General features: G+C 72.4%; 15 protein-coding genes. 3 read left to right on the forward strand and 12 right to left on the reverse strand.

Annotation, left to right across the window (positions count from 1 at the left end):
• Positions 1–39: 39 nt before the first annotated feature.
• The 9 genes from AB0C66_RS21820 to AB0C66_RS21860 all read right to left on the reverse strand — a co-directional run bounded on the left by AB0C66_RS21820 (position 40) and on the right by AB0C66_RS21860 (position 10,252).
• Complete coding sequence (locus tag AB0C66_RS21820) at positions 40–891, reverse strand: HAD family hydrolase (protein WP_362440891.1); 852 nt, start codon at positions 889–891, stop codon at positions 40–42.
• Positions 888–2,177 (reverse strand): serine--tRNA ligase, encoded by a 1,290-nt coding sequence (gene serS / locus AB0C66_RS21825; RefSeq protein ID WP_362440893.1) that lies wholly within the window; start codon positions 2,175–2,177, stop codon positions 888–890. Before serS ends, AB0C66_RS21820 begins: the two co-directional genes overlap by 4 nt.
• Positions 2,178–2,763: 586 nt before the next feature.
• On the reverse strand, positions 2,764–3,699 hold the full coding sequence (gene pheA, locus AB0C66_RS21830; RefSeq protein WP_362440896.1) for a prephenate dehydratase: 936 nt from the start codon (positions 3,697–3,699) through the stop codon (positions 2,764–2,766).
• Positions 3,700–3,823: 124 nt separating this feature from the next.
• Complete coding sequence (gene efeB / locus AB0C66_RS21835; protein WP_362440899.1) at positions 3,824–5,185, reverse strand: iron uptake transporter deferrochelatase/peroxidase subunit; 1,362 nt, start codon at positions 5,183–5,185, stop codon at positions 3,824–3,826.
• Complete coding sequence (locus AB0C66_RS21840) at positions 5,182–7,269, reverse strand: copper resistance protein CopC (RefSeq protein WP_362440902.1); 2,088 nt, start codon at positions 7,267–7,269, stop codon at positions 5,182–5,184. Before AB0C66_RS21840 ends, efeB begins: the two co-directional genes overlap by 4 nt.
• A gap of 6 nt (positions 7,270–7,275) precedes the next feature.
• Complete coding sequence (locus tag AB0C66_RS21845; protein ID WP_362440905.1) at positions 7,276–7,776, reverse strand: copper chaperone PCu(A)C; 501 nt, start codon at positions 7,774–7,776, stop codon at positions 7,276–7,278.
• Positions 7,773–8,441 carry an SCO family protein gene (locus AB0C66_RS21850; RefSeq protein WP_362440908.1) on the reverse strand — a complete coding sequence of 223 codons (669 nt, stop codon included), beginning with the start codon at positions 8,439–8,441 and terminating at the stop codon, positions 7,773–7,775. The genes AB0C66_RS21845 and AB0C66_RS21850 overlap by 4 nt, the downstream gene beginning before the upstream one ends.
• Positions 8,442–8,585: 144 nt before the next feature.
• A complete protein-coding gene (locus AB0C66_RS21855; protein ID WP_362441110.1) occupies positions 8,586–9,317 on the reverse strand; it encodes a YcnI family protein in 732 nt (243 codons plus the stop codon).
• 107 nt (positions 9,318–9,424) lie between these two features.
• Positions 9,425–10,252, reverse strand: coding sequence for a hypothetical protein (locus tag AB0C66_RS21860; RefSeq protein WP_362440911.1), 828 nt, complete (start codon positions 10,250–10,252; stop codon positions 9,425–9,427).
• Between the two features lie 201 nt (positions 10,253–10,453).
• Here AB0C66_RS21860 and AB0C66_RS21865 point away from each other — a divergent pair, with 201 nt between their 5' ends.
• Positions 10,454–10,957: an ATP-binding protein gene (locus tag AB0C66_RS21865; protein ID WP_362440914.1), complete on the forward strand. Its 504-nt coding sequence runs from the start codon at positions 10,454–10,456 to the stop codon at positions 10,955–10,957.
• Between the two features lie 57 nt (positions 10,958–11,014).
• On the opposite strand, the gene AB0C66_RS21870 is transcribed toward AB0C66_RS21865, so the two are convergent.
• Positions 11,015–12,508, reverse strand: coding sequence for a PLP-dependent aminotransferase family protein (locus AB0C66_RS21870; protein ID WP_362440917.1), 1,494 nt, complete (start codon positions 12,506–12,508; stop codon positions 11,015–11,017).
• A gap of 47 nt (positions 12,509–12,555) precedes the next feature.
• Here AB0C66_RS21870 and AB0C66_RS21875 point away from each other — a divergent pair, with 47 nt between their 5' ends.
• On the forward strand, positions 12,556–13,068 hold the full coding sequence (locus AB0C66_RS21875; protein WP_362440919.1) for a carboxymuconolactone decarboxylase family protein: 513 nt from the start codon (positions 12,556–12,558) through the stop codon (positions 13,066–13,068).
• A 122-nt stretch (positions 13,069–13,190) separates the two neighbouring features.
• Here AB0C66_RS21875 and AB0C66_RS21880 read toward each other — a convergent pair whose 3' ends face one another.
• Both AB0C66_RS21880 and AB0C66_RS21885 read right to left on the reverse strand, forming a co-directional pair.
• Entirely contained in the window at positions 13,191–14,693 is a 1,503-nt protein-coding gene (locus AB0C66_RS21880; protein WP_362440922.1) for an aminopeptidase P family protein, read from the reverse strand.
• A gap of 127 nt (positions 14,694–14,820) precedes the next feature.
• Entirely contained in the window at positions 14,821–16,458 is a 1,638-nt protein-coding gene (locus AB0C66_RS21885; RefSeq protein WP_362440925.1) for a PP2C family protein-serine/threonine phosphatase, read from the reverse strand.
• Positions 16,459–17,041: 583 nt separating this feature from the next.
• Between AB0C66_RS21885 and AB0C66_RS21890 the strand changes: the two genes are divergently transcribed.
• The gene (locus AB0C66_RS21890) at positions 17,042–17,716 is read left to right on the forward strand and encodes a bifunctional DNA primase/polymerase (protein ID WP_362440928.1); all 675 of its coding nucleotides are present in this window, start codon (positions 17,042–17,044) and stop codon (positions 17,714–17,716) included.
• The last annotated feature ends 112 nt before the right edge of the window (positions 17,717–17,828 follow it).

Here is a 17,828-nt window from a genome sequence, read left to right on the forward strand (position 1 = left end):
CGAAAGCGCCGGGTGGCCCCCCACGGGCCACCCGGTCGACTAGGTCCGGGCAGGGAAGAGCCGCTCCAGGACCACCGCGATCCCGTCCTCCGCGTTCGAGGCGGCGATCTCGTCGGCCACGGCCTTGAGCCCGTCGTGCGCGTTGGCCATCGCGACCCCGTGCCGCGCCCACTCCAGCATCGGGATGTCATTGGGCATATCGCCGAAGGCGATGGTGTCGGCCGCCGTCGCCTTCAGCCGCCGGGCGGCCAGCGACAGCCCGGTGGCCTTCGTCAGCCCCAGCGGCAGCAGCTCCACCAGACCGGTGCCCGCCACCGTGACTCCGACCAGCCCTCCGGCGGCGATCAGGGCCGCGTCCGCGAGCGCGTCATCGTCCAGCCGGGGGTGCTGGATGTAGAGCTTGCTGAGGGGCGCGGTCCAGAACTCGTCCGGGTCGGTGACCGAGGTCAGCTCCATGTCGTAGCCCATCCGGTACCCGGGGCCGAACAGCACCTCGCCGTCGAGACCGTCCCGGGCCGCGGCCACGGCCAGCGGGCCGACCTCCGCCTCGATCTTCTCCAGCGCCAGCACCGCCACCTTGCGGTCCAGGGTGACCGAGGTCAGCAGCCGGTGCTCACCCGCGTGGTAGAGCTGGGCGCCCTGGGAACAGACCGCGAGCCCCTGGTAACCGAGGTCGTCCAGTATGTGCCGGGCCACCGGGACGGTCCGCCCGGTGACGACGATATGCGCGGCGCCCGCCGAGGTGGCCGCGGTGAGCGCGGCCCGCGTGCGCGCCGAGACGGTGTGGTCGGGGCCCAGCAGCGTCCCGTCCAGGTCGGTGGCGATCAGACGGAACGGCAAGGTCTCCGCGGATGTCGGCTGTGGGCCGGTGGCCGCGCGTGCGTCGCTCACTGTGTCTTTCGGGGGGCGACCGGTTCCAGCACCTCGCGTCCGCCCAGGAACGGCCGCAGCACCTCGGGCACTCGCACCGAACCGTCGGCCTGCTGGTGGTTCTCCAGGATCGCGACGATGGTCCGGGTGACCGCGCACAGCGTGCCGTTGAGCGTGGCCAGCGGGCGGACCTTCTTGCCCTCGCGCATCCGGATCGACAGCCGGCGCGACTGGAACTCGGTGGTGTTGGAGGTGGAGGTCAGCTCGCGGTACTTGCCCTGGGTCGGGATCCACGCCTCGCAGTCGAACTTCCGCGTGGCCGAGGAGCCCAGGTCACCCGAGGCCAGGTCGATCACCCGGAACGGCAGCTCCAGCGAGGTCAGCCACTGCTTCTCCCACTCCAGCAGCCGCTGGTGCTCGGCCTCGGCATCCTCCGGGGTGGTGTAGACGAACATCTCCACCTTGTCGAACTGGTGCACCCGGAAGATGCCCCGGGTGTCCTTGCCGTACGACCCGGCCTCGCGGCGGAAGCAGGACGAGAACCCGGCGTATCGGCGCGGCAGTTCGCCCGCGTCCAGGATCTCGTCCATGTGGTACGCGGCGAGCGGCACCTCGGAGGTGCCCACCAGATAGAGGTCGTCCTTGTCGAGGTGGTAGACGTCCTCGGCGGCCTGGCCGAGGAAGCCGGTGCCCTCCATGGCCTTCGGCTTGACCAGCGCCGGGGTGAGCACCGGGGTGAAGCCCGCGGCCGTGGCCTGCGCCATCGCCGCGTTCACCAACGCGAACTCCAGCAGCGCGCCAACGCCCGTCAGGTAGTAGAAGCGGGATCCGGAGACCTTGGCGCCGCGCTCGGTGTCGATCGCGCCGAGCAGCTCGCCGAGCTCCAGATGGTCCTTGGGGGTGATGCCCTCGGCCGCGAAGTCGCGCGGAGCGCCGACCGTCTCCAGGACGCGGAAATCGTCCTCGCCGCCCACCGGGACCTCCGGGTGGACGAGGTTGCCCAGCTGGCGCAGCAGCCGCTGGGTCTCGTCGGCGGCCTCGTCCTGCTCGGCGTCGGCCGTCTTGACGGCCGCGGACAACTCGCCCGCCTTCTTCAGCAGCTCGGCCTTCTCGTCGCCGGCGGCCTTGGGGATGAGCTTGCCGAGCGCCTTCTGCTCGGCGCGCAGCTCGTCGAAGCGGACACTTGAGGACCTGCGCCGCTCGTCGGCGGTCAGGAGCGCGTCGACGAGGCCGACGTCCTCTCCACGAGCGCGCTGGGAGGCGCGCACACGATCGGGGTCCTCACGGAGCAGGCGAAGGTCAATCACCCCACCAGGTTACCGGTGTGACCTCGCGCCCTCGACGCGATATTCCTTTGTGTCCTTATTTGCCCCTTTTAGTGGGTGTGGGAAACCTAGGGAATTCCTGTGGCGCCCGCCGTCAAGGAATACGTACACATTCCCTGAAAAGGGGCAAAGTGGAGGGCCCGGGGTGACGGTTTTCCCTTGCGAGTGGGGCGAGTTGACCGTGAGTTGTCCACAGGGGGTGGATCGGGTCCCAGAGTTATCCACAGCCTGTGTGTGAGTTCTGTGGATGTCGAGGTGGTCAATCGGTCCGCCGGAGTGCTCGGCGATGGATTCCCCTATCAAACCTCGTTCACACACTCCTTGAGAGGGGAATGGCTCACTCCAAAGAGTTGGCCAATCGAATTGCGGTGACGCGCACCCTCTGTCCGATGATGGTGATAAATGGGTCGACTGAACTGATCTGTCGACAATGTCGGATTGGTCTGTCGACTTATCCCCAGCGAGCGACCCCGCCCTGTGGATAACTTCTCCCTCACCCTGGGGACAAACCCCGTGGACGGCGCCGTCAACCGGCGTCCGCGAAGTTCAGGCTCGCCCTTCGCGACGTTCAGGCCCGTCCGTCCTGGCAGCGCGCCAGCCACTCCGCGGCCTCGCCGAACGCCTCGTCCGACGTGCCGTGCCGCAGTGGCGCGACCTCCGACGGGTCCACACCCGCCCGCGGATACGAGCCCAGGAAGCGCACCTTCGGACAGATCCGCTTCAGCCCCATCAGCGCCGACCCCACCCGGCGGTCGGTGATGTGCCCCTCACAGTCCACCGAGAAGCAGTAGCGGCCGATGCCCTCCCCGGTCGGGCGGGATTCGATCCGCATCAGGTTGACCCCGCGCGCCGCGAACTCCTGGAGCAGCTCAAGCAGCGCGCCCGGGTGGTCGTCACCGAGCCAGATCACCACGGACGTCTTGTCCGCGCCGGTCCGGGCGGCGGGCCGGGCGGGACGTCCGACCAGCACGAAGCGGGTCATCGCGTTCTGCGCGTCATGGATGTCGGTGACCAGCGGTTCCAGCCCGTACTTCGGCGCCGCGAACTCACCCGCGAACGCCGCGTCGTACCGGCCCTCCTGCACCAGCCGGGCGCCGTCCGCGTTGGAGGCAGCCGACTCCCACTGGGCGTCCGGCAGATTCCCCGCGAGCCAGTTGCGCACCTGCGGCTGGGCGACCGGATGCCCGGTCACCGTCTTGATATCCGCGAGCGAGGTGCCGGGCCGGGCCAGCAACGCGAAGCTGATGGAGAGCAGCACCTCTCGGTAGATCATCAGCGGTGCGCCGGTGGCCAGCTCGTCCAGGGTCGCGTTGACCCCGCCCTCCACCGAGTTCTCGATCGGCACCAGAGCGGCCGCCGCCGCGCTGGAGCGCACGGCGTCCAGCGTGGCCGGGACCGAGACCATGGGGATCAGTTCGCGCGTCGCGGCCTCCGGCATGGACCGCAGCGCGGCCTCGGTGAAGGTGCCCTCGGGGCCGAGGTACGTATAGCGGCTGGCCGACATCACGGTGGCTCCCTGTGATCAGACGAGGACCGCCACGATACCCAGCGGTGCCCGCACCGCGCCCGCGGCCGGGTCCCACCCGGACCGGCCAGGGACACCCCGCGGTGGCGACGGACAGGGCGGCTCATCCTTCCAATAGTGCCTGACCGACGTACTCTCCCGGACCGGCGCCGCCCGGCACCGCGAACAGCGCGCTCGCCTCGTGCCGCAGAAAGCGCGAGAGGTCGTCGCCCAGGTCCAGCTTCCGCTGCACCGGAACGAACCCCTTCATCGGATCCGCCTGCCAGGCGACGAAGAGCAGCCCGGCGTCCGGCGCACCGTCGTCGCGGAAGCCGTCGTGGTACGAGAAGGGCCGCCGCAGCATGGCCGCGCCCTGGTTCGACGCGGGCGCCGCCACCCGTACGTGGGCCGCCCCGGCGATGGCCAGCGAGCCGTCCCCGTTCACCTTGCCCAGCCCGACCGGGGTGTCCTCCGTACCCCCGGACAGCGGGGCGCCGTCGGACTTGCGGCGTCCGATCACCTTCTCCTGCCGCTCCAGGGAGAGATGGTCCCAGGAGTCCAGCAGCATCCGGATCCGCCGGACCACCGCGTAGGAGCCGTGTGCCATCCAGGCGGGCTCGCCCTTCGCGGGCACGAAGACCCGCCGCTGGAAGTTCTCGTCCGACGGCTTGGGGTTGTTCGTGCCGTCGATCTGGCCCATCAGATTGCGGGCCGTCATGGGATGGCCGGTGGCGCCGGGTGTGCGGTTGAAGCCGTTCATCTGCCAGCGCGGCCGGGCGGTGCCGCGGGCGTCGCGCTGGAGGGCGCGCAGCGCGTGGAAGGCGACCAGGCCGTCGTTGGCGCCGATCTGGATCCACAGGTCGCCGTTGCTGCGCTTGGCGTCCAGGGCGTCCGAGGCGAAGTCGGGCAGCGGAGCCAGCGCCTCCGGCAGCTGGTCCTCGAGTCCCGCCCGCCCGAAGAAGGTCCGGCCGAAACCGAAGGTGACGGTGAGGGCGGAGGGCCCCGCGTCCAGCGCGATCCCCGTGTCGTCCGGCGGCGTCCTGCCCTCGGTCAGCTGCCCGGCCGTCCTCGACCAGCGGCGCAGCAGTGCGGCGGCCGCCTTACGGTCCGCGCCGGGGACCAGGTCGAAGGCGACCAGATGGCCGTGGGCCTGGAGCGGAGTGGTGATCCCCGCCTGGTGTGTGCCGTGGAAGGGCACGGTGGTGCTGCCCACCGAGGTGAGCGGCTCCGGCTCCGAGCGGGTGGCCTCGGCGGCGTACGCGCCGGCGGCGCCGCCCGCCACTAGACCGGCCGCGCCCGCGGCGCCCGCCGTGCCCAGCAGCCGCCGCCGGGAGATCCGCGAGCCGGGGCCCTGCGACGCGTCCTGACTCTGCGACGCGTCCTGACTCTGCGCCGGGACCTGACTCTGTGACGCGTCCTTGTTGTTCTCGGAGGTGTTCTCGGACTTCTTTCCCGGGTTCCGCCGGGAGTGCTGCTGAGTGGTCATCGCGCGATCTTCACGGTCTTCGTCTCCGTCACCTGGTCGATGTCGGAGGTGCGTACGGTCAGGGAGATCTGCCAGGCGCCGCCCAGGGGCAGCCGCACACTCTCGGTGCTCCAGTGTCCGGTGGACAGGTGCTCCAGCGGCACCCGGAGCGGTCCGATGGCCTTCTCCTTGAGGGTCAGCGACAGCTTGACCTCCTCGGCGTCCACGGGCCGGTCGGCCCGGTCGAGGAGGAAGACATGGAGCGTGTTGTCCCCGGGGAGCGCGGGATCGAGCATCACCACGGCCTTGCCGCGGCCGCTCTTGCTGCCGGTGTCGTACGGGATCTCCACGCTCACCGGGTCGACGCCCAGCGGATCGGGCGCGGCCGCGGCCGCGGGCTGTCCGGTCTCGGCCCGGCCGGGCTGGGTGCCGCTGAGCACGGTGGCCACCGCGAGCAGCACCACGGCCACGACCGTCTCGGCAAGGACCGAGCGGCGCAGTCCGCTGCGCACCGGGTCGGTGTCGCGCTCGCGCCGGGCGGCGGTCCGGTCGACGGCGGCGCGCTGGCGGGCGAGTTGGGCGCTGCGCACGGGGTCGTCCGCGGTGCCGTCCTCCGAGGACTCCGCCGCGGACGCGCCGTCCGCCTCCGCGCCCTTGGCCCCGGTTCCGGCCCTGGCGGTACGGCCCGCCCGTCCGGCCGTCGCCGCCGCGGTCACCTTGGCCTTGGCCTTCGCCCCGACAGCCCCGGTCCCGGCCCCGGCCTTCGCCCCCGCCTCTTCGCGCGTCTCCGCGTCGTCCTCCGCCGCGTCCAGCAGACGGCCCGTCCAGCGGCGCGACAGGGCGGCGATACCCACCAGCACCGCCATCAGACCGACCTTGACCAGCAGCCACTTCCCGTATTCGGTGCCGGTCAGCGCCTTCCACGAACCCACCTGCCGCCACGACTGGTAGAGGCCGGTGAGGACGAGCGCCACCACCGAGCAGAAGGCCAGCCGGGAGAAGCGGCGCACCGCCGTCCGCCCGACCGGTTCGCCCGCGCGCAGCGCCACGGCCAGCGACGCCAGTCCGCCCAGCCACACCCCGACGGCGAGCAGATGGACCACGTCCACCGGCATCGCGAGCTCCTTCTGGATGCCGACCGAGGCGTGTTCGGCCATCGCCCAGGTCGCGGCCAGCCCGACCGCGACCACCGTGCCGCCGAAGCCGAGTCCGAAGGCCAGGTCCTGGCGGCGCCCGTGGTCGATCCCCTCGTCCTCGCCCGCCGCCTTGGCCGCCTCGGCCTCCTCGGTGCGCCGGGTGTACGTACCGAAGAGCACCGCCAGGAAGACCGCCGCCGCGCCGAGCAGCAGCAGTCGCGACAGCATCGCCGCGCCCGGTTTGGTCGACAGCACATCGCCGAGCCCGCCGAGGTCGAAGACCGCGCCGATTCCCTCGCCCGCGGTGTACGGACCGCGCAGCAGCAACAGCGCCAGGGTGGCCGCGAAGAGCGTCACCCAGCCGCCGACGGCGATCTTGCGCACCGACCGCGAGGAGCGGCAGACCCCGGCGAACACGGACGCGCCGACCAGCGCCGCGAACCCGCCGTAGGCCACGTAGCGCCCGATCCCGTACAGCGTGCCGACCGTGGTGTCGGACTCCCCGCCCTGGGAGACCTTGACGTCGGTCCTGGACGGGGCGCCGATGGAGAAGGTGAACGCGCCGTTGACCGGGTGGCTGTCCTCCGAGACCGCCTTCCACGCCACCGTGAAGGTGCCGTCCGGCAGCCCGGAGTGCAGCCTGACCGCGGCGGTCGAGGTCTTGCCGGCCACATGGCCGGGTTTTCCGGTGTCCACCCGCTTGCCCTTGGGGTCGAGCACCCGCACCGAGTCGTCGGAGAGCAGCACGCCCTCCGAGAAGTTCAGCGTGACCTCCGAGGGCGCGGTCTTCACCACCGATCCGTCGCGCGGGTCGGTCGAGGTGAGCTGGGCGTGCGCGGACGCGGTGTTCGCACCGACGGTCAGCGCGCACAACAGCGCGGCCAGCAGGGTCGCGCAGACCGCCGTCAGCCGCCGGGCGGTGACGGAGCGGGCGGGCCGGGCGGCGGCCGGTGAGGTCAGCGAGGGCATCGGGCGTCAGTCCTTGGGGCGGTACGTCGTCGGCTCGACCGGGACTTTGATCGCGATGGGATCGGAGTGCGCGAAGCGCAGGGTGAACTCGACCTTCTCACCGACCTTCGGCCGGTGGGTCAGTTTTGTCAGCATCAGATGATCTCCGCCGCTGGCCAGCTCCAGCCGTCCGTTCGCCGGGACGGCCAGCGAACTCACCTGCTTCATCCGGTTGTCGGCGGTGTGGTGCAGGGTGACGGCGGAGGCGAGCGGGGTGGAGACGGAGGTCAGCCTGTCCGCGCCGCCACCGGCATTCCGTACGGTCAGGAAGCCCGCGGCCATATCGTCCATCGACGGCTGCGGGAGGTACGCGCCGCTGACGGACAGCTTCGGCCGCCCGCCGCCCTTGCCGCCCGCGCCGCTGCCGCCGTCGTCGCCGTCACCGGGTCCGCAGGCGCCGATCGCGGCGGACAGACCGAGAACGAGCACCGCGGCGGCGGCCTTGCGGAGAGGGATGCCGCCGGTCACGGGTTCCGCCCCTTGACGATCTTCGGCAGGTCCTTGGCGTACTGCTCGGCGGTGGTGCCGGTGGTGTAGATCCAGTGCCCCTTGTTGTCCTGGGGCGCGTAGCCGATCACCTCGGCGCCATGGCCGACGGTGATGCTGCCGTCCTTCTCCTTCTTCGGCTTGTCGACGTAGATGCCCAGCGTCCGGGCGCCGGCCTGGATGGTGTCGAAGTCACCGGTGAGCCCGACGAAGTCCTTGCCGCCCTGGGCGTCGAGCCAGGAGCGGATCCGCTTCGGATTGTCGCGCTTGGGGTCGGTGGTCACGAAGACGACGCGGAGCTTCTCCCGCTCGGCCTTGGAGAGCTTCTTCTCGGCGATGCCGAGGTTGCTCATGGACAGCGGGCAGACGTCCGGGCAGTGGGTGTAGCCGAAGAAGAGCAGGGTGGGACGGCCCTTGGTCTCCTCGACGAGGTCGTACTTCTTGCCGTCGGTGTCGGTCAGGACGAGGTCCGGCTTGGCCTTCTCCTTGCCCTTGTCGAGCGAGATGGCCTTCCCCGACTGCTGGCCGCCCTTGACCTCGGCGGCGGCCGCGTCCCCCTTGTCACCGTCGCCGTCGGAGCCGCCGCAGGCGGTCAGGGTGAGTGCGGCGGCGGCGACAACAGCGGTGCCCAGGATGGTGGTGCGCATGGAGCTGTTCTCCCGTGAAGGTGTGGATGGGTGCTGCGTGGATGGCCGGGTCCGGCGTGCGGGCGGCGGGCCGGAGGGGCCCGCCGCCCCGCGGGACCGCGGCGTCGGGTCGGGACGCGCGGTCACGCCGTGGAAGCCTCTGGGTCAGGCGGAGCGGCGGCGGCTCGCGAGGACACCGAAGGCGACACCGGCGGCGCCGACGACGATGCCCGCGATGCCCAGCACCCGGGCGGTGGTGTCACTGCTGTCGCCGCCGGAGTCGGCGGCGTTCTCCTTGCCGTCCTCGCCCTCGCCCTTGTTGTCGTCCTTGTGACCGCCGGGCGCACCGTGCCCGTCCGAGCCCTCGGCCGGGGCGACCAGCTTGAGGACCGGCGCCGGGTTCTCCGGCTCGGCCGCGCCCTCCTTGGGCTCCTCGATCCAGCGCACGACCTCCTTGTTGTCGTACGTCTGGAGCGCCTTGAAGACGAGCTGGTCGGCGTCCTCGGGAAGCTGGCCGACGGAGAGCGGGAACTGCTGGAACTGGCCCGGCTCGATCTTGCCGCCGGTCCAGGTGACCTTGCTGACCGCCTCGGTGATCTTCTCGCCGTGCATCTCGATCGGCTTGTCCAGCTTCTTCTTGGTGACCTTCACGTCCCAGCCCGGCACCGGCTGTGGCATGACCGAGGCGAGCGGATGGTCGGTGGGGAGGGTCACCTCGAGCTTGGTGGTCGAGGAGTCGTCGCGCTCGTTGGGCACCTTGAAGTTGACGGTGCTGTAGCCGCCCTTCTCAGCCTCCCCGGGCTGCACGCTGACGTGCGCGAAGGCGGGGCCCGCGGCGAGCAGCACCAGGCCGCCCGCGGTGAGGGCACCGAGAACCGGCAGACGACGAAGACGCATGGCGTTCATGGGGTACTCCAGGGATCCGAAACGGATGATCAGTGGGTGGCGCGCGTGCGGCGAGGCCGCGGCCGCCCTCCGGAACCGCTGGAGGAGCGTCGCGTCGGTCAGGCCGCGAGGTCGCAGCGCGGCGGACCCCGTCTGATCACGCTGTGCTGGAGTACCAGGGCGGTGGTGGCGCCCTCGTCGTGCTCGGTCCCGCGCGGCCGCCGGGGCCCGGCCGAAGGCAGTCCGGCCAGTCCGGCGAGCAGCGTCCGCACCAGCCGCAGCGCGGCGCGCAGCCCCCGGACGAGCGCCACCTCGGCCAGCTCGCGCACCCCGTCCACCGAAAGCCGTACCGCCCGCCACACGGCCATCTCGCCGCGGCGCAGCAGCCAGCCCATGGCGACGGCGGCCAGCAGATGGCCCAGCGCCATGGGCAGCGACGGCAGCAGGCTGTCGAGGCCGGGGACATGCTCGGTGCCGGGTACGGCGCTCAGGGGTGCGGGGTGCGGGGAGTGGGCGGCGTGCGCGTCCCGTACCGAGGAGGGGTCGATGCCCGCGCGCTCGACGATCCGCTGCGCGGTGGCGGCGTCGATCCGGCCGGGCACGGGGGCGCACAGCAGGCGCGCGGCCAGGCCGATGACCCGGCCCTCGTGACCGTCGGCGCGCAGGGCGGCGGCCGCCTGTGCCTGGCCGAGCCCGAAGACGGTGTGCAGCGCCAGCTGGCCGATGGCCAGCACCATGGCTATCCCGGGCAGCGACCGCTCCCGCCCGGCCAGTGGCACCACCACCGAGAACAGCGCCGCGGCCCCCACGCCCACCGTCCACAGCGGCACGGTCGCACAGGAGGCGAACACATGCCCGGCCGCGGACAGCACAACGCAGACCGCGGTGAACACCGCGGCCCGCAGCATGCGCAGATCGGCGCCCGCACGGGCGACAGAGGAAGCCATGGCGGCGCCATCATCCCACTGGGCAAATGCGTTACCTACGGCGGGTAGGGCGTAACGGCGCACACCGGGACAGCCCCATACACCGGTGCGCCCGCCGTGCGCGTCCGCCGAATGAGCGGAGTCACGTCAATCGCACGCTTACGGACCATGGACCCAGGCAATACGTAACGGTATGTCGAGCCGCGGCCGGGAGGCTGGAGCATGAGCATCTGGTGGTCACTCCATTTGCCCCGCGAGGCGGCGAGCGTTCCCCTCGCACGACGACTACTCCTCGGCACGATGGAGACAGCCGGGGTGGACCCGGAGATCTCCTACGATCTGTCGGTCGCCCTCTCCGAGGCGTGTGCCAACGCGGTGGAGCACGGCGGAGCCGACGGCACCGGCGGGGATTACCGGGTCACGGCCTTCATCGACGGCGACACCTGCCGTATCGAGGTCACCGACTCGGGGCCCGGATTCACCCAGCGCGGTACGGTCCGTCGTGGATCGCGCACCCGCAGTGAGCGGCGGCCCGCCACCCCGCGCGGATCCCAGCACCCGCACGGTCCGGCGCCCGCACAGGCCGAGCACGGCCGGGGGCTCTTTCTCATCGAGGCCCTCACCGACCATGTCCGCTACCGCGACCGGCCGGGCCGCGGCGGTGTGGTGGTGAGCTTCGACAAGATCCTCAAGTGGCGTGAGGACTCCCTGCTCAGGGCGTCGTAGGCGGTCGGGTGGTCAGGTCCCGGCTCCTCGCTCGGGGGTCCGTGCCCAGGGCGCCGGTCAGGCGGTCCGCGGCGGCGGCTCGGGCGGCAGCGCCCGGCACAGGGCGTCCAGCGCCGCCGGGAAGGAGTGCTCGGGCGGGGTCGCATAGCCGACGACCAGCCCCTCCAGCGGAGGTGTGGTCGCGTCCGGGTGCCGGTAGCCCGCCAGACCGTCGAGGGCCAGCCCCTGCCAGGAGGCGGCCTGGACGGCGGACCGCTCGGTGCCGGGCGGGAGTTCGAGCACCGCGTGCAGCCCGGCGGCGATCCCGGAGACCCGGATATGCGGAGCGCGCTCGGCGAGCGTCGTCACCAGCGCGTCCCGGCGGCGCCGGTAGCGCAGCCGCATCCGGCGCACATGGCGGTCATAGCCGCCGGATTCGATGAAGTCCGCGAGCGTCAGCTGATCGAGCGCGCTCGCCCAGCCCTCCCGCTCGCCCTTGGCGGACAGCAGGGCGTCGACGAGAGAGTCCGGCAGCACCATCCAGCCCAGGCGCAGCGCCGGGGAGAGGCTCTTGCTGACCGAGCCCAGATAGAGCACCCGGTCCGGATCGAGCCCCTGGACGGCACCGACCGGCTGGCGGTCGTAGCGGAACTCCCCGTCGTAGTCGTCCTCCAGGACGAGTCCCCCGACGGCGCGCGCCCAATCCACGGCCGCGGCGCGCCGCTCGGAGTGCAGCGGACCGCCGGTCGGGAACTGGTGGGCGGGGGTGAGCAGGGCGGCCCTCGCGGTCCGCAGCGCCGGGTGGGCGGCCAGCTCCTCGGTACGGGCGCCGTGCGCGTCCAGCGGCAGCGGCACCGTACGCACCCCGGCGGTGGACAGCAGCGAGCGGTGGAAGGCCAGCCCGTACGACTCGACGGCCAGCGCCGGGCGCAGCACCTTGGTGGAGCTGAGCAGCCGCAGGGCGTGGGCGAAGCCGGAGCAGACCACGATCCGGTCCGGGTCGGTACGCACCCCGCGGGCCCGCGCGAGGTAGTCGGCGAGCGCGCGGCGCAGCTCGGGGCGGCCGTGCGGATCGCCGGGACCGAACGCCTCGTTGGGGGCGGCGGTCAGGGCGCGGCGGGCGGAGGCGAGCCAGGCGGTGCGGGGGAAGGCGGAGGCGTCCGGCTGGCCCTGGAGCAGATTGTGGGTGGGGCGCGGGGCGGGGGTGGCCCGGCGTCTGCGTCCGGCCGGGGCCGGGGCCGCGGGACGCCCACCGCGCTCGCGGCCGCCGGTGCGCCGGGGCGGGGGCGGTGCGGTGCGGGCGGCGACCCGGGTCCCGGAGCCCTGACGGGCGGTGAGCCAGCCCTCGGCGACCAGTTCGGCGTAGGCGTCGGCGACCGTGTTGCGGGCGATGCCGAGGTCGGTGGCGAGGGAGCGGTAGGGCGGCAGCCGGGTGCCGGGGGCGAGCCGCCCGCCGCGGACGGCCTCGCGCAGCGCGCTCATCAGCGCGGTCCGGCGGCTGCCCGCGCGGGTCAGCTCCAGATGGAGGTCACTGCCGAGGATCTCCGCCGAATTGACCCGCGATTCCGCCATGGAAATGCACCCTACAGCCTGTCGCATCGAGGCTTAGATTAATCGTCATGACCACAACGACTGCGACAACGGCCACGACGACAACCGCGACGACCGGCACGGCGGCGGGGGCGCGCCCCGCACGGGTCAACTTCGCCAAGGCGGCCCCCAAGGCGTTCAAGGCCCTCATCGGACTGGACGCCGCCGCGCGGCAGGGTCTGGACCCGGCCCTGGTGGAACTGGTGCAGATCCGCGCCTCACAGCTCAACCACTGCGCGTACTGCCTCCATATGCACACCACCGACGCCCACGCGGCGGGGGAGAGCCCCGAGCGGATCAACCTGGTGGGGGTCTGGGAGGAAGCGGGCGAGGCCGGGTTCTACACCGAGAAGGAGCAGGCCGCGCTCGCGCTCACGGAGGCGGTCACCCTGCTGCCGGGCGGTGTCCCGGACGAGGTGTACGGACGGGCCGCGCGCCACTTCGAGGAGGCGGAGCTGGCCCAGCTCATCGCGCTCATCCTCACCATCAACGCCTGGAACCGGATCGCGGTGACCACCGGCAAGGTGCCCGGCAAGGGCTGACGGCCGCGCGACGGCCCGGGGCAGCGCAACGGGGGAGCGGCGACGCCGCTCCCCCGCTGGGTTCCGCGAAACGCTCCGGCGAACCGCTTCGCGAAACGCCTCGCGGAGCCGGAAGGTGAAGGTCAGCCGGTGAGGCGGGCCATCCACGCCTCGATGTCATCGGCCCGGCGCGGCAGCGCGGCGGACAGATTGCGGTTCCCGTCCTCCGTCACCAGGATGTCGTCCTCGATCCGGACGCCGATGCCCCGGTACTCCTCGGGCACGGTCAGGTCGTCGGCCTGGAAGTACAGCCCCGGCTCGACCGTGAGGCACATCCCCGGCTCCAGGGTGCCGTCGACGTAGGTCTCGGTGCGGGCCACGGCACAGTCGTGCACATCCATGCCGAGCATGTGGCCGGTGCCGTGCAGGGTCCAGCGGCGCTGGAGGCCGAGCTCGAGCACCCGCTCCACCGGGCCCTCGACCAGGCCCCATTCCACCAGCCTGGTGGCCAGCACCCGCTGGGCGGCGTCGTGGAAGTCGCGGTACTTGGCGCCGGGCTTGACCGCGGCGATGCCCGCCTCCTGCGCCTCGTGGACCGCGTCGTAGATGGTGCGCTGGAGCGGGCTGAAGGTGCCGTTGATCGGCAGGGTGCGGGTGACATCCGCGGTGTAGAGGGTGTCGGTCTCCACACCCGCGTCCAGCAGCAGTAGATCGCCGGAGCGGACCTGACCGTCGTTGCGCACCCAGTGGAGGGTGGTGGCGTGCGGTCCGGCGGCGCAGATGGAGCCGTAGCCGACGTCGTTGCCCTCGACCCGGGCGCGCAGGAAGAACGTTCCCTCGATATAGCGCTCGGATGTGGCCTCCGCCTTGTCCAGCACCTTCACGACGTCCTCGAAGCCGCGGGCCGTCGAGTCCACGGCCTTCTGGAGCTGGCCGATCTCGAACTCGTCCTTGATCAGCCGCTGCTCGCTGAGGAAGACGCGCAGCTCCTCGTCGCGCTCGGCGGTGACCTTGTCGGTCAGCGCGGCCTCCAGCCCGGCGTCATGGCCGCGCACGATGCGGACCGGGCCGGTGGCGCCCCTCAGGTCGTCGGCGACCGTGCGCACATCCTTCACGGCCACGCCGAACAGCCGCTCGGCCTCGCTGAGGCTGTTCCTGCGGCCGACCCACAGCTCGCCCTGGCCGTCCAGCCAGAACTCGCCGTTCTCCCGGTTGGAGCGCGGCAGCAGATAGAGCGAGGCGCTGTGGCCTTCGCCGCCCGCCTCCGGCTCCAGGACCAGGACGCCGTCCTCGGTCTGGTCACCGGTGAGGTAGGCGTACTCGGTGGCGGCACGGAACCGGAACTCCGTGTCATTGGACCGGGTGCGGAGGTTGCCCGCGGGAATGACCAGACGCTCGCCGGGGAAGCGCGCGGACAGCGCGGCCCGCCGGCGGGCGGTGTGCGGAGCCTGCTCGACGGGCTCCAGGTCGTGCAGCTCGGTGTCCGCCCAGCCGGACTGCATGTTCGCGGCGAGCTCGTCGGAGACGCCCGGATACAGGCCGTTCTTCCGCTGCTGGATGGGCTGCTCCTCGGCCTCCGGGGTCTCCAGGGCTTCAGGAGTGGGCTCCTCGGTCACAACATCCTCCTCGAACTGGACCTCTCCCATCGTAGGTGGGGGGACAGGGCGTCCGGGAGGGCCGAGAACGCCACGTCGCGCCGGTGCCGAAGCGGTCGGCGCGGCCCGGTGGGAACCGCGGCGCGCTCGGCGGGAACCGCGGCGGGAACGGGGCGGCTCAGTCGAAGCGGACCGCGAGCAGGACCAGGTCCTCGGTGCCGTCCCCGGAATCCGTACCTCCGGGCAGCACGGTGCGCACCATGTGGTCCAGCAGCGCGTCCGGGTCGCCGCGGACGGCCTTGGGCGCGCTCGCGGCGGCGGCCTGGAGCCGGGCGAAGGCGCGGTCCCTGGGCTCCCCGGTGCGGTGCAGCAGCCCGTCGCTGTACAAGAGGAGCGTTTCTCCACAGCCGGGTTCCAGCTCCACGCTGGGCGCCTCCCAGCAGGAGAGCATCCCCAGCGGCGCCGACAGTGTGGTCTCCACGAACTCGGTGCGCCGCTCACCGGTGATCAGCGGCGGGCAGTGGCCGGCCCCGGCCAGCACCACCCGGCGCGGTCCCGGCTCGCAGTACGCGAACAGGGCGGTCGCGGAACGGGCGGGTTCGGTGAGGCGCAGCAGCAGTTCGAGATCGGAGAGGACGGCGACCGGATCCTCGCCCTCCATCACCGCGTAGGCGCGCAGGGAGGCCCGCAGCCGCCCCATCGCGACCACGGCGCTCGGGCCGGTCCCGGTCACCCCGCCGACGGAGAGCCCGAGCGCGCCGTCGGGCAGCGGCAGCGCGTCGTACCAGTCCCCGCCGCCGTACGGCCCGGGGTGGTGGCGGACGGCGAGCCGGACGCCCGGGACCCGGGACAGCCGTGCGGGCAGCAACTCCTCCTGGACGGTCGCCACGGCGGCGCGGGCGCGGACCACTTCGAGGAGCCGGGCGAGGTGGGCGGCGGCGTATCGGCAGTACAGGCCCACCAGATGGCGCTGGCGCTCCCCTGGTTCCGCGGGTTCGTCGTAGAGCCAGGCGGCGGCGCCGAGCCGTCCGGCGGGGCGGGTGGCGCCCATGGCGGTCCCGAGCCCCGGTACGCCCTCGGGGGCGCGGACCGGTCCGGTGCGCACGGGGCCGGAGCCGTCCGCCGCGGGGTCGTCCGCGGTGGCCGGGTCCGCGGTGGCGACCGCCCCGGTGGCGCTGCCCGCGTCGGGCCCGGGGGAGGGCACGGCCGGACCCGGCGGGGTGACGGAGCCGGGTCCGCCGGAGTCGGGGAAGGTGTCCAGCGGTACGGCGTAGCTGGCGGCGAAGCCGAGCCGGGCCGCGACCTCACGGTGGCGCGGGTCGAGATCGGCCTCGCTCGCGATATCGGGGTGGGTGACATCGGCGCGATCGGGGTCGGTGACATCGGCGCGCCGCTCGCCGTCCGGCTCGGGCAGCCCGTCGAGCAGATGACCGGCGGAGGCGGAACCGCGCGGAATCGTCTCGATCTGGCCGAGGTCGGCGTGGCCGAGGCCGAGGCCGACGGTGGTCACCGGGCCGAGCCCGTCGGAGGGTTCGAGCGCCACCAGACCGCGCTGGGCACCCACCAGGGCGGCACCCGCGCGCAGCACCTCGTGCAGTGCGTCGTCGAGCGTGTCGGTGCGGGTCAGCCGCTCGGTCAGCTCATGGAGGGTGGTCAGGTCCGACACCCACCCGGCGAGGCGGTCCTGAACGCCTGAACCGGGATCCGGACCCGGGTCCGGTACGGCGGCGGGTGGCGTAACGGGGTCGGCAGTTTGCGTGGGCGCCGGGAGGGAAGAATCGATTCCAGCCACTTTCGGCAGGTGAGGCGCGTTCATGGCCCGCTGCTTTCGCCCGCCGCGTCCGGCTCGCTCAATAGCATCGCAAACCCCCTGTCGTGCTGCGCCGCTACTGTGCCGCTACTGTCTCCAGATGTACACGCACCCACGGGGCGTGTCCAGCATTGTCCCGGTGGTCTTGTTGGTGTCTGGGGGGAAATTGAACTTGGCTGAAAAAAAGTCGTTAGGCTGTCAATTCGGGGTCGACTGACGTCAATCGACAGCGCGTCGTCTCCACCGCGGCGGGTACACATCGGAGAGGGGCGGGGGGCAGTTCGGATCGCCCCGGAACCCCACGGCCGGTCCAGGCGTCATAAACGACAACGGCCGCGCCCATCCCCGAGTGGCGAGGAAACGCACCACCAGGACGGCAAGCGCCATGCGCGCGCCACCCCTCGCCACGTTCCACGCTCGGCCTGCGGCGTGATGCGCTGCCTCGTACGCGCAGTGTGACTTGTGATCCATGAGCTGTGACGGGTCGAACGATGCCGTACAGCGACACGTAGTGCCTTGTGAAAGTGCCATGTAGTTGCGAAGTGCGACGGATACAGCCCTCGGCGTTAACGGAAAGGAACGAGCGCTCATGCGCGAGATCCTCGGAAGGCGACGCAAGTTCTCGCTGCGGCGCGGCGCACGATCGCCGCTGCTCCGCGCCGCGCTCACCTGCGCCACCGAGTGGCAGTGGCCCGTACTCCCGGGCATCGGGCTCCAGCCCGGCGGTGGACGGCTCCGGGTGTGCGGCTGTCCCGACCCGGACTGCGCGGTGCCGGGCGGCCACCCGTTCGACCCCCCGCTCCTGGCCGCCACCACCGACCCGCGCATGGTGCGCTGGTGGTGGACCAACCGCCCCACCGCGCCCCTTCTGCTGGCCACCGGGGGCCAGGCCCCCTGCGCGCTGAGCCTGCCGGCGGTCGCCGGTGCGCGGGCGCTGGCCGCCTTCGACCGGGCGGGGGTACGGCTCGGCCCGGTGGTCGCCACGCCCACCCGCTGGTCGCTGATGGTGGCTCCGTACTCGCTCGAAGAGCTCGGCGAGCTGCTGCACCAGCAGGACTGGGTGCCCAGCTCGCTGCGGTTCCACGGCGAGGGCGGCTATCTGGTGCTGCCGCCGTCCCAGACCGGTCCGGGCCGGGTGCGCTGGGAGCGCGCCCCGCTGCGGCGCGGCGGGCGGCCGTGGCTGCCGGAGGTGTCCACGGTGGTGGAGGCCCTGGTGGAGGCGAGCAGCAGCGCGCCCGACGGGGGCAGCCGACTGGCCTACTGAGGCCGGGGTCGCGGGCGCGGGAGTCGGTGGGGCCCGCGCCTATGGGCGTTCGCTGACGCCGCACCCGCGCGCCGCGCGTCAGCACGTAGTGCACTCCGCGGGTACGCACACC

The sequence above is a fragment of the Streptomyces sp. NPDC048636 genome, assembly GCF_040650655.1.
Classification (GTDB): domain Bacteria; phylum Actinomycetota; class Actinomycetes; order Streptomycetales; family Streptomycetaceae; genus Streptomyces.

Coding starts and splice junctions, on each gene's coding strand:
- pheA (WP_362440896.1), bottom strand. CDS start 3,699: ATGTCGGCCAGCCGCTATACGTACCTCGGCCCCGAGGGCACCTTCACC.
- efeB (WP_362440899.1), bottom strand. CDS start 5,185: ATGACCACTCAGCAGCACTCCCGGCGGAACCCGGGAAAGAAGTCCGAG.
- AB0C66_RS21840 (WP_362440902.1), bottom strand. CDS start 7,269: ATGCCCTCGCTGACCTCACCGGCCGCCGCCCGGCCCGCCCGCTCCGTC.
- AB0C66_RS21850 (WP_362440908.1), bottom strand. CDS start 8,441: ATGCGCACCACCATCCTGGGCACCGCTGTTGTCGCCGCCGCCGCACTC.
- AB0C66_RS21855 (WP_362441110.1), bottom strand. CDS start 9,317: ATGCGTCTTCGTCGTCTGCCGGTTCTCGGTGCCCTCACCGCGGGCGGC.
- AB0C66_RS21860 (WP_362440911.1), bottom strand. CDS start 10,252: ATGGCTTCCTCTGTCGCCCGTGCGGGCGCCGATCTGCGCATGCTGCGG.
- AB0C66_RS21865 (WP_362440914.1), top strand. CDS start 10,454: ATGAGCATCTGGTGGTCACTCCATTTGCCCCGCGAGGCGGCGAGCGTT.
- AB0C66_RS21870 (WP_362440917.1), bottom strand. CDS start 12,508: ATGGCGGAATCGCGGGTCAATTCGGCGGAGATCCTCGGCAGTGACCTC.
- AB0C66_RS21875 (WP_362440919.1), top strand. CDS start 12,556: ATGACCACAACGACTGCGACAACGGCCACGACGACAACCGCGACGACC.
- AB0C66_RS21880 (WP_362440922.1), bottom strand. CDS start 14,693: ATGGGAGAGGTCCAGTTCGAGGAGGATGTTGTGACCGAGGAGCCCACT.
- AB0C66_RS21885 (WP_362440925.1), bottom strand. CDS start 16,458: ATGAACGCGCCTCACCTGCCGAAAGTGGCTGGAATCGATTCTTCCCTC.
- AB0C66_RS21890 (WP_362440928.1), top strand. CDS start 17,042: ATGCGCGAGATCCTCGGAAGGCGACGCAAGTTCTCGCTGCGGCGCGGC.